The sequence below is a fragment of the Nonomuraea sp. NPDC049158 genome (assembly GCF_040648335.1).
In the GTDB taxonomy this organism is placed as follows: Bacteria; Actinomycetota; Actinomycetes; order Streptosporangiales; family Streptosporangiaceae; genus Nonomuraea.
In genome coordinates this window covers 1-10,645 of sequence record NZ_JBEZDM010000077.1, presented here as the reverse complement: position 1 = coordinate 10,645, position 10,645 = coordinate 1, and the positions used below count along the sequence as shown (strand labels likewise).

Annotated in this window: 7 protein-coding genes; 4 read left to right on the top strand and 3 right to left on the bottom strand. The window is 66.0% G+C overall.

What is annotated here, in order from left to right:
• The first annotated feature begins 182 nt into the window (after positions 1-182).
• Together AB0B61_RS57095 and AB0B61_RS57090 are read left to right on the top strand one after the other, a co-directional pair.
• Positions 183-614, top strand: coding sequence for a hypothetical protein (locus AB0B61_RS57095; protein ID WP_358450676.1), 432 nt, complete (start codon positions 183-185; stop codon positions 612-614).
• Positions 615-847: 233 nt separating this feature from the next.
• On the top strand, positions 848-1,381 hold the full coding sequence (locus AB0B61_RS57090; RefSeq protein ID WP_358450674.1) for an AAA family ATPase: 534 nt from the start codon (positions 848-850) through the stop codon (positions 1,379-1,381).
• A gap of 99 nt (positions 1,382-1,480) precedes the next feature.
• Here the strand turns inward: AB0B61_RS57090 and AB0B61_RS57085 are convergent, their stop codons facing one another.
• Positions 1,481-2,716 (bottom strand): hypothetical protein, encoded by a 1,236-nt coding sequence (locus AB0B61_RS57085; protein ID WP_358450671.1) that lies wholly within the window; start codon positions 2,714-2,716, stop codon positions 1,481-1,483.
• On the opposite strand from AB0B61_RS57085, the gene AB0B61_RS57080 reads away from it, so the two are divergent.
• A complete protein-coding gene (locus AB0B61_RS57080; protein WP_358450668.1) occupies positions 2,702-3,805 on the top strand; it encodes a metallophosphoesterase family protein in 1,104 nt (367 codons plus the stop codon). The genes AB0B61_RS57085 and AB0B61_RS57080 overlap by 15 nt on opposite strands.
• Before the next feature lie 67 nt (positions 3,806-3,872).
• Here the strand turns inward: AB0B61_RS57080 and AB0B61_RS57075 are convergent, their stop codons facing one another.
• Positions 3,873-4,118, bottom strand: coding sequence for a hypothetical protein (locus AB0B61_RS57075; RefSeq protein ID WP_358204916.1), 246 nt, complete (start codon positions 4,116-4,118; stop codon positions 3,873-3,875).
• A 91-nt stretch (positions 4,119-4,209) separates the two neighbouring features.
• Complete coding sequence (locus AB0B61_RS57070; RefSeq protein ID WP_358204921.1) at positions 4,210-4,638, bottom strand: hypothetical protein; 429 nt, start codon at positions 4,636-4,638, stop codon at positions 4,210-4,212.
• A 589-nt stretch (positions 4,639-5,227) separates the two neighbouring features.
• On the opposite strand from AB0B61_RS57070, the gene AB0B61_RS57065 reads away from it, so the two are divergent.
• On the top strand, positions 5,228-10,645 hold a 5,418-nt coding region (locus tag AB0B61_RS57065), incomplete at its 3' end, for a SpvB/TcaC N-terminal domain-containing protein (protein ID WP_358450665.1).

The window sequence follows — 10,645 nt, the reverse complement described above, 5'->3', positions numbered from 1 at the left end:
CATCTACCAGGGGTTTCTTGCGTCGTCAGGCGAACGCCTAGTTCGCGATCATGCCGTGACCAGCGGACCGCTGCTTCGGGGATGAAAATGCCTCACGGTGTCGGTGCTCGGCCCAGCCTGGTGAGGCAGTGGGATGTGGCGCGGCGTTGCCGTCGCGGATGTAACTGTAGGAAGCAGGCTCTATGGCCAAGCGCTGGACCATTCCTGCGTTAGCGACCGTGATGGTATTCACCCTGGCCGGTTGTAAATATCCAAGCTGGACGGAAACGGGCTGCCGTCAGGAGGCGATCCAGGAGACCGTCGAGCTCAAGAAAGCAACATCGGCGCTTCTTCCTGAGTCCATAGCCGCCACACTTGAGGCACGTGACGACTGCGATTCGGGTGATGAGGGTGGCTGGTTGACTGCCATAGTGGACGGGAAGACACCCAGCGGCACGGTTCTCGACGGCTTCAGAGCGAAGGGCTGGAGCCAGCTCGACCTACGCAAGGACGAGTGCAACGTCGAATGTATCGCCGGCGTCACTGACCAATGGCACGGCAAGAAGGTCGAGGTCGTCGTCGGTGCGACGCAGCAAGTCCAAACTCATGAGGTAATAATCGAATTTGCCGAATAACGATTTCCCGGGTGGGGCCGTGGACAGTCGGACGCGGCCGACTGATCCCCATACGGCTGACTGTTCAAACGAAGTCCGCATCTTGCTGTTGCCGTGTCGCATCGTGACGTTCGGGGCCGTGATACGCCTCGGCCTTCCTCACCAGCGTGCAAGGTCCGCGTGCCTTTTCAAGGGGCGGCGCCGGATGGCTGGATGCGCCCTCATCGTTTGTCGTGAGTCGGTACGTTGGCCACGTGCGAACAGGCTCACCTGATACGGCGCTCATCGTCATTCGCGGTAATTCCGGTTCGGGCAAGTCAAGCGTGGCGCGAGCTCTCCGGGAGGCCTACGGCCGCCGTGGTATGGCGCTGATCAGCCAGGACGTAGTGCGCCGCGACATCCTCCGCGAGCTGGACAAGCCGGGGGCGGTGAACATCGGGCTCATCGACAGCATGTGCCGCCATGCCCTGGATGTCGGCTACCACGTGATCGTGGAGGGCATTCTGACCGCGAGCCGGTACGGGGAGATGCTGCAGGCGCTCGGCCGCGATCATCTTGGCGAGACTCTGCTCTATTACCTCGACGTCTCCTGGGAAGAGACGCTCCGTCGGCACGAGACGCGGCCTCAGCGTTCCCAGTTCGGCGCAGGCGAGATGCGCCAGTGGTACATCGAGCGCGACGTGTTGCCGGACGGCTGCGAGAGCGTCATCGGGGAGGACAGCTCCATGACGGAGATCGTCCAACGAATCCTGACGGACGCCGACCTCACAGCTGACCAGCCCCTTTAGCAGCCCGCATCAGATCATCCCGCCACTCCTTCGATATCCTCGGCCATGCTGACGAGTCGCGGCAGGCCGTTACGACCGCAGCCGACCGAGTGCCGGCCGTCAACCGCCGGGCTTGGTGAACTCCACGCCGTCGAACCGGAACACCGTGACGCGGCCGGGGTAGTCGGCGACCGCCAGAAGCCGGCCGTCAGCGGAGAAACCAACCCCCTGGTACCAGTTCGGCCACTCGCCGGGAACGGCGAAGCGCGGCTCCAGCGGCTGTCCGGTCGCCACGTCGTAGACAATGACCGGGCCACCAGAGGGGGCGCCGGCGAGCAGCGTGCCGTCGGGTGACATTGCGAAGTCGGCGAACCGCTCGTGCCCGTCCCGTTCGCCCTCGATCGCCCAGCACAGGTCGCCGGATGCCACCGAGAGGCCGAAGCATCCTGACGTCTTGCCGCTCGCGACGAGGATTTGCTCGGTCCCATCGAACGCCAGCTTGTCGAACTGGCGGCCGAACCCCTGGAATCCCGCCGGGAAGGGGAACGGGGCGGCGAGCACTCGCTGACCGGTGTCAACATCCCAGATCTCGAGGTCGTACTCCGTATCGCGGTTGTCCGGGTCGTGGGTGAGGGCGAGGAGCCGGCCTGACGGCGACAGTGTGGCGGTGGTCTGGAAGCGCTTGCCCGCCGGAAGGTCGAGGCACGAACCGCCGTCCGGGCCCAGCACTCGTACCGCGTGATCGTTGCCGACGACCAGCATCCGCTGGCGGGCGGTGTCCCATTGTGGTCGGGTGTGGGGCAGGCGCTGAACGTGACCGGTGGCTAGCGCCACCGTGTGGCTCACCTCGACGAAGCTGCCCGTGTCGCGGACGGTGAACGTCAGGTGCGACCCGTCCGGTTCGAAGGCCATGGTGTGGATCAGTGAGTACCGATACGCATCGGTGTAAATCACCTGCCGGACGCCGGTCCGTAGGTCAACTGTCTGCACATCGGAGCCGGCATTGCCGACCCGGTCGGGGATGCCGCGGGCGACCGCGACGGTGTGGCCGTCCGGGTGCAGGGCGATCTCCACGGCGCCGTTCTCTGCCCGCGTGGCGCACTGGACGACGACGTCACCCGGCTCGGTCGCGGCGGCGTCGCGGAGCAGGGCGTACCCGTCACGCATCTTCTCGGTGACGACCTTCTCCAGGCCCTCGCGTGCCGCGGGCCCGTCGTCGAACGCCTTCGTGCGCCCCTGAGGCTTCCCGGTACCGGCCCACCAACTCCGGTGCAGCTCAACCCCGTCGACCCGGAGTTCCAGGTACTTGGGCTTCGACGTACCGGGATGAGTCAGGAGAATTTGATCACGATCCACACGCGGCATCGTAGAGGTCTTCAGCACCAGTCATCGCGCAAAATCCTTTGTCCGCCGTACCGATGCCTCCCTAGGATCGCCCGAATGCGGCGCACGATCATCATCGGCGACATCCACGGCTGCTTCGACGAGTTGCTCGAACTGCTGGAGAAAGTCGACATCCGACCGGACGACCTGCTGGTCAGCGTCGGTGATCTGGTCAATCGCGGTCCAGCGCCCGGTGACGTGGTCAGGCTTTTCCGCGAGCGCCCGAACTCGGTCGCGGTCATGGGCAACCACGAGCGGAAGCACGTACGCGGGATCTTCTCCTACGCACAAGAGATCACCCGCTTGCAGCTCGGCGACCAGTACGCCGAAACGGTCGACTGGATGAGGACACTGCCGTACTACTTCGAGAATGAGCATGTCCGTGTGGTCCACGCCGCGATGCTGTCCGGAATTCCGCTGGCCGACCAGAGGGAGGAAATCCTCTGTGGCTCGACGAGGGGCGAACGAGAGCTCGCGGCGCTGTTCCCGGACAGTCGCTGGTACGACCACTACACCGATGCCAAGCCGGTGGTCGTCGGCCATCACGTGACCGGCCGGGAACCGATGATCCTCGACGGCCGGATCTTCAGCCTCGACACCGGTGCCTGCCACGGCTGGAACCTGACCGCGCTGTGCCTCCCAGGATTCACGGTCCACTCGGTAAAAGCGCATGCGGATCATTGGTCGGCCACCAAGCGGCAGTGGCAGTTGCCCGTCCTGAAGTCCAAGCCTTGGTATGACTCCACCTGGCTGGAGTTGGCTCAGGCGATAGAGCGGTTCGCTTCGGTGTCTGACACCGCCACACGGAGGTGGCTGGAGGCGCTGCAAGAGTGGGCCGCGGATCTGCAGTCGGCATTCCCCACCTTGGTCGCCACGGCGCATCGAGTCGCCGACGAGCTCACCGAGGAGGGACTGCGCCGACATCCTGCTGCGAAGATTCTCTTCCAAGCCCGTAACGGCCGCCTCGACCAGACCAGTCTGGCCAGGCAGTGCCCGACACCGCGCAGAACGATCGACCTGGCGGCAGCATTGGGGCTGGCTCTGGAGGAGTTGCCCAACTGAACCGGGCCTTGGCCATCTCCAAGATCGTGGAGATGGCCAAGGCCGAGTTATCGAGCTATGGGGTATGTCATGGAGTGGTGAACAACCACCATTGGGTGGTGCCGTTCTGCGAGCAGAACCACGAAACCCATTGACCGGCCTGCTGGCCCTGCAGCCCGGATACCGCGCAGACTTCGAAGCTGGCATAAGGGCCGAGGACGGTCTGGGCCTTGACGGCGGTCCTTTCGATGGCGGCCATCGCAGGGCTGCCGGCTCCCAGCAGCAGACTGGTCGCGGCGGCCACGCCGGCAAGCAGGCGGATTCGGTAACTCACGACAAACTCCTTTTCTCGATGGGTTGCCGTTTCCGGCGTGGGTACGAAGATGTTTTGCGTTTGGTCTGCTCAGCTCAGAAGCCGGCGGACCTCAGCAGGAGATCACCAGGGAGAACGGTCGATCGTCGTCGACGGTCCTCGGGTTCTGAGCCGATGGCGTGGCTGTGCGAACGAAAAGTGTCGTTCCATTGACCGCGCCGACCAGGATCGACGCACTGCCCGGCCCGGGGTCACTGCCACCCGACGTGTTGACCGTTCCGGTCAGCGCGCATCTGCTGATGTCGGAGTCCGTCGTCAGGTTGTAACGCCCCCCGCCGAACTTGTTGACGTTCCTGATGCCCGACGCGGCGAGCAGGGTTCCGTTTGAGCTGACTTTGGCCCAGAGGATTCCCGGGGCAGCCCGATTGGCGGACAGGGCAGCGGAGTTGGTCTCCGCAGTCGCGCTCGAGACGGCGAACACGCCACTGGCGATGATGGCAGAGGCTGCCAGCATCATTGGCAGTCGCACTGAATTCTTCATGTCTACCTCCATGAGAAAGGATTCATCCTCGGCTGGATGCTTGCTCCGACTGTGCATCGGGGCGGCATACGAGGGGGATCCCTAGATTCAGTGATTGCGGTGGCGTGCATTCGCGCAATGCGGGTTTTGGCTGGAAAGCAAGGGAATGGCGGTTCGATATCCGTTTCGCGGTCAATGAGACCGAAAGGTTTGACCGGCAGACCGTAGTGATCGCCATTCCCCGCACATGTCGAACCGGTTGACGTGGAGCCCGCATCAGATCACAGCGGCCAGCGGCAACAGTTGGGCAGGTGGCAAACCGGCACCTACGGTCTCGTGGCCGTAGAGACACGACCCGTCGCAACTGTGATGTAGATCACATGTGCATTTTTCTTCAGGAAAGCGCCTTCCCTGACATGTCGGTTGACCAGTGAACATGAAGTGCGTGGCTGACGCGTCCTGACGGTTGGTGTCGGGTAAGTGACCCTCCCGTCGTTGACCGATCTTGGTTTGTCGATCACATTCCGAGTGATCGTTCTTATGTCTGCCTTAGGTGCGCCGAGGCCTCGTTTCCCGGGGTCTGCGTCAGCGTGCCGTGAAGGGGTGCGGTATGCGGGCTCGGCGTGTACGGATGTGGTTGGCGGCGTTGATCGTCGGGCTGTGCTCGATGGTGCTGATTTCGAGTGTCGGGGTGCCGGATCAGCTGGTGGAGCGGGCTGCCGCTGCCGCGCCGGACCCGGAACAGTCGGTGGACGGCCGTCCGGTGCCGAAACGCGAGGTGCCCAAGGGCGCGGAGGAGTCGGCGCCGAAGGTGGAGCGGCGTGAGCCGGTGTGGCCGAAGGCGGGAACGGCCGAGGTGGAGGTGTCGGCCGTCGGCAAGGTGGCCGAGGCCGGGACGTTGCCGGTCAAGGTGGGCCAGGTCAAGGGCGGCGGGTTGGACAAGGTCAAGGTGGAGACCTTGTCGCCGGAGGTTGCCCGTGCTCTGGGCGGGGTGGGGATCGCCGCTCGGATGGTGCGGGCCGATGACGGGGCGGCGCCGGGCAAGGTGCGGGCGGAGTTTTCGTACGCGGGCTTCCGGGACGCGTTCGGTGGGAACTTCGTCAGCCGGTTGCGGCTGGTACGGGTGCCGGCGTGTGCGGTCCAGGTGCCGCGGCCGAAGACGTGCGTGGTGCGCCCAGTGGTGGTGCCGTCCACGAACGACGCGAAGGCCGGGACGCTGACCGCGCAGGTCGAGGCGGCGCCGGCCGGCGCGAGTGCGGCGGCGGTCAAGCCGACACCTGCGGGCAAGGATCGTAAGGCGTGGGCTGCCCAGGTAGTGCGCGATCGGCTGGCGGCGCAACTGGCCGCCGGGTCGGTGTATCTGCTGTCGGTCGGCATGACGGGGCCGAACGGCAACTGGGGTGCCACCGATCTGAAGCCGTCGGGGACATGGCAGGCGGGTACGTCGGGTGGTGGGTTCGACTATGACGTGCCGTTGCCGGAGGCGCCGTCGGTGGGCGGTGACGGGCCGGATCTGTCGCTGCAGTACGACGCGTCGTCGGTGGACGGGCAGGGGCAGTGGTCCAACAACCAGTCCAGCGTGGTGGGTGCGGGCTGGGATCTGAGCGCCGGATTCATCGAGCGGCGCTATCGCCGCTGTTACGTCGACAACGCCTACGACGAAAACACCGCAGAGCTGATCTGGACCGCCAAGGAGCTCGGGATCGGCGGGGAGGCGTTGTGCTGGGAGTCGCCGGATGACACCGACGAAGACAGCTCCACCAATGACCGGTCGCAGTCGGAGTTGGTGCTGTCGGCGGGTGGCCGGTCGGCGCAGATCGTCAAGGACCGCAATGCGGGCGGGGGCTGGAAGACGGTTCCGGATTTCGGCTGGAAGATCGAGCAGGTCGCCGGGGGAGCCGACAGCCAGCCGTATTGGAAGGTCACCAGCCAGGACGGCACGGTGTGGCGGTTCGGCTACACCAAGGACGCCCAGTGGCAGGTGCCGTACGTGGGCAACGACTCGGGTGAGCCGTGTTACGACCGTTACCTGGCCAATGACATTCCGCCGACCTGCACCGGTGTGTGGCGGTGGAACCTGGACCAGGAGCTCGACTCGAATGAGAACGTGATCGATTACTCCTACAACCGGGAGAGCAACTACTTCTGCTTGCCCTCGTGCACGCATGAGCTGTATCGGGTGCTGCCCTATGACCGGGGCGGCACGCTGGCCAAGGTGCAGTGGGGCCACAACACCCAGGTGTCGGGGAGCGTGCCGACCGCGCGTACCACCTTCACCACCGCTGATCGCGGTGGCGTGGACGTGCCGACCGACCTGCAGTGCGCGCAGGCCGTCGGCTGCGCCAACAGCGCGATCGGCTTCTTCTCCACCCGCAAACTCACCTCGGTGCTGACCGAGTCGCTCAACCCCACCTCGAACGGGTGGGATCCGGTGGACCGGCTGGACCTGGCACAGACGTGGATCTACCAGCGCACCGACTTCGGGCCGGCCGACGATCCGGCGTTGTGGCTGGACACTGTGCAGCATGTCGGGCTGGCCGCCGCCCAGGAGGTGGCGTTGCCGCCGCTGGACTTCGACGCGGTGATGCTGGCCGGCAAGATGGACTATGACTCCATGTCGGACTGGACCGACCTGCTGTCATGGCGGATGGTGCCGCGCATCGCCGCGATCGGCAACGGTATGGGCGGCCGCACCGAGGTCACCTACGGGCAGGCCGATGCGTGCGGTGGCGGTAAGGGCCGTGACGGGTCCAACTATTTCACCGACAAGACCGGCGATTGCTACGACGTCGACATGGGCAGCGATCCTGACTCCGGTTATGAGAGCTGGTCGCGCTTCTTCAAGCAGCTCGCGGTCAAGGTCGTCGATCGGGACATGGTCGGCGGCTCGCCGGACATGGTGCATCAGTACGAATTCCTCGGCAAACCTCGCTGGGCCAAGCCGGTGCAGTTCGCCGAGCCCGGCCAGGCGCCGCCGACCTCGGATTGGCGCGGCTATAGCCAGGTCCGCACCATCGACGGCTCCGGTACTGACCCGTCGGCCTACACGGTCACCACCCGCACCTTCCTGGGCGGCACCGGCGAGACGCTCACCGACTTCGACGGCGGCACCGTGGTGGACAAGCCGATCCTGCAGGGCAACGTGCTGCAGGAGCAGTCGTGGAAGATGACCGCGCTCAGCCCGCGCGCCTATACCGAGGTGGATTCCACCCGGTGGGAGTACACGATCCAGACCACCGGCAACGGGCCCGGCGCCATGGATCCGGCGTTGGTGCTGCAGACCCGCGAGCGCTCCCGCGACAAGATAACCGGCGGCGCCTGGCGCTATACCGATTCCAAGACCGCCTACAACGCCGACGGCCTGCCGAACAAGGTCAACGACTACGGCCAGGACGGCGTCACCACCGACAACACGTGCACCACGACCACATATGCGCGCAACGCCGACGCCGGTCAGTGGCTGCTGGACTTCCCGTCGGTGGTGGAGGAGCGCTCGGGCGACGACTGCGCCGCCGGGGCGTTGATCGGCAAGACCGTCAGCCTGTACGACCTGGGCACCGACCCAGCGACCAACAAGCCCAGCGACGGCAACCCCACCGAGGTCCGCACCTACGCCAACGCGTCCACCATCTCCACCGCCAAGGCCACCTTCGACGAGTACGGCCGGCAGCTGACCAGCGTGGACCCGCTCGGTAAGACCACTACGACTACGTACACCCCGCCCGTCGGTTGGCCCAGTACCGGCATTACCACCACCAACCCGCTCGGCCACACCATCACCGCTCGGCTCTCGCATCGCCTGGGCGACGCGGTCGCGGTCACCGACGCCAACGGCAAGACCACCGAGATGGACTACGACGCGCTCGGCCGTACCACCGCGTTGTGGAAGCCGGGCCAGCCGCGCAGCGGCGGTATCCCAAGTGCGACGGTGGCCTATGACATCGCCTGGAATGGCTGGTTAGGTCAGCCGACCGCGCCGATCAAGACGACCGTCAAGCAACTTCTGACCGGCACGAAGTACACCAGTAGCATCAGCTACGAGGATGGCTTGGGCCGGGCTCGCGAGGCGCAGACAGACTCCCCATCCGGCGGCCGGATCGTCACCGCCACCACCTACGACCCACGCGGCCTGACCAGCGCGGTCTCCGAGCCGGTGCACAACACCGGCCAGCCGGGCAGCGGGCTGCTCAACCCCGCGCTGACCGGGCTGCCGCAGTGGACCAAGACCGTCTACGACGACCAGGAACGCCCGGTCGCCTCGATCGCCTACCACCTCGACACCGAGCTGCGCCGCACCAGCACCGCCTATCCCGGCGCCGACCGCACCGAGGTCACCCCGCCCGTCGGCGGCAAGACCGCCACCGTCACCGACGCCTTCGACCGTGCCATCAAGGTCGAGGAGTGGGCCGACGCCACCACCCACCAGGACACCAGCTACAGCTACGACCTGCACGACAACCTCACGAAGATGACGGACGCCAACGGCAACGTCCGCACCTACACCTTCGACTGGCTGAACCGGCGCACCGCCGCCACCGACCCGGACGCGGGTGCCTCCAGCTACGGCTACGACCTGGCGGGTCGGCTGGCCTTCAGCATCGACGGCAAGAACCAGAAGATCTCCAACAGCTACGACGACCTGGGCCGGCGCACCATCCAATGGGCCGGGGAAGTGTCCACCGGCACCAAGCTTGCTGAGTTCAGCTACGACACCGTCGCCAAGGGCCAGCCCGGCGCTGCCACCCGCTACACCGGTGGTCAGGCCTACACCCAGACCGTCACCGCCTACGACAGCGACTACCGGCCCACCGCCACCAAACTCAGCATCCCGGCTAGCGAAGGCAACCTCGGCCGCGACTACGCCTTCACCTCCGCCTACGACGCCGCAGGCAACCTGCGGGAGCAGAGCCTGCCCGACGCCGGCGGGTTAGCCGCCGAGAAGCTCACCTACGCCTACACCGACCTCGGCTTCGCCAAGGGACTGACCTCCGACTTAGGCGGCTTCACCTACGTCAAGGACACCGCCTTCACCCCCACCGGCAAACTCGCCACCCGCTCGTTGGGCGCAGCCGGTCAGGTCAAACGCACCCTCGAACGCGACACCACCACCGACTGGCTGTCGCGGGTCTCCACCCAGACCAAGGCCGACACCAGCACCCCCGACACCGTCCAGGACGACCGCTACAGCTACAACGTCGCCGGCACCATCACCCGCGTCCTGGACGCCGCCTCGGCCATCCCCGGTACCACCGACGGTCAGTCCGAATGCTTCACCTACGACGGCCTACTCCGGCTGAAGACCGCCTACACCACCACCGCTTCCTCGTGCACCGGGACAGGCGACGCCAAGGGCTTGGACCCCTACAGCCAGGCGTATTCCTACGACAAGGTCGGCAACCTCACCAGCCTGACCGACAACGGCCAGACCGCCACCTACTCCTATCCCGCCCCCGGCGCCACCGCGGTCCGGCCCAATGCCGTCACCTCCATCACCCGTCCCACCGGCACCGACACCTACGCCTACGACAACGCCGGGCAGTTGTCAGCTCGCACCGTGGCCGGCAAGCAGGCCACCTTCGACTTCGACCAACTCGGCCAGCTGGCACAGGCAACCGTCGACGGCAAGCAGACCTCGATGGTCTACGACGCCGCTGGGCAGCGGCTGATCCGCCGCGACCCCGACGGCAGCACCACCCTCTACCTCGGCCCGATGGAACTGCGCCTGTCTGGCGGCCTAGTCGCGGGCAAGCGCTACTACAGCGCCAGCGACGGCTCCCCGATCGCCATGCGGGACGCCACCGGCGTCACCTGGCTCCTGGCCGGCCAGCACGGCAGCACCCAACTGGCCATCAACGCCACCACCGGCACCATCAACCGCGAACGCTACCTGCCGTACGGCCAGCGCCGCGGCGGCGACGACCTGCCCTTCACCGACCCAAGGCCGTTGCGTTCTCGGCTGGTGAGACTGCTGCACCCCTGGGTCGAGTGGCCGAGTAAGGGCGCCCCGGTGCGGAGACGACAAACGCGA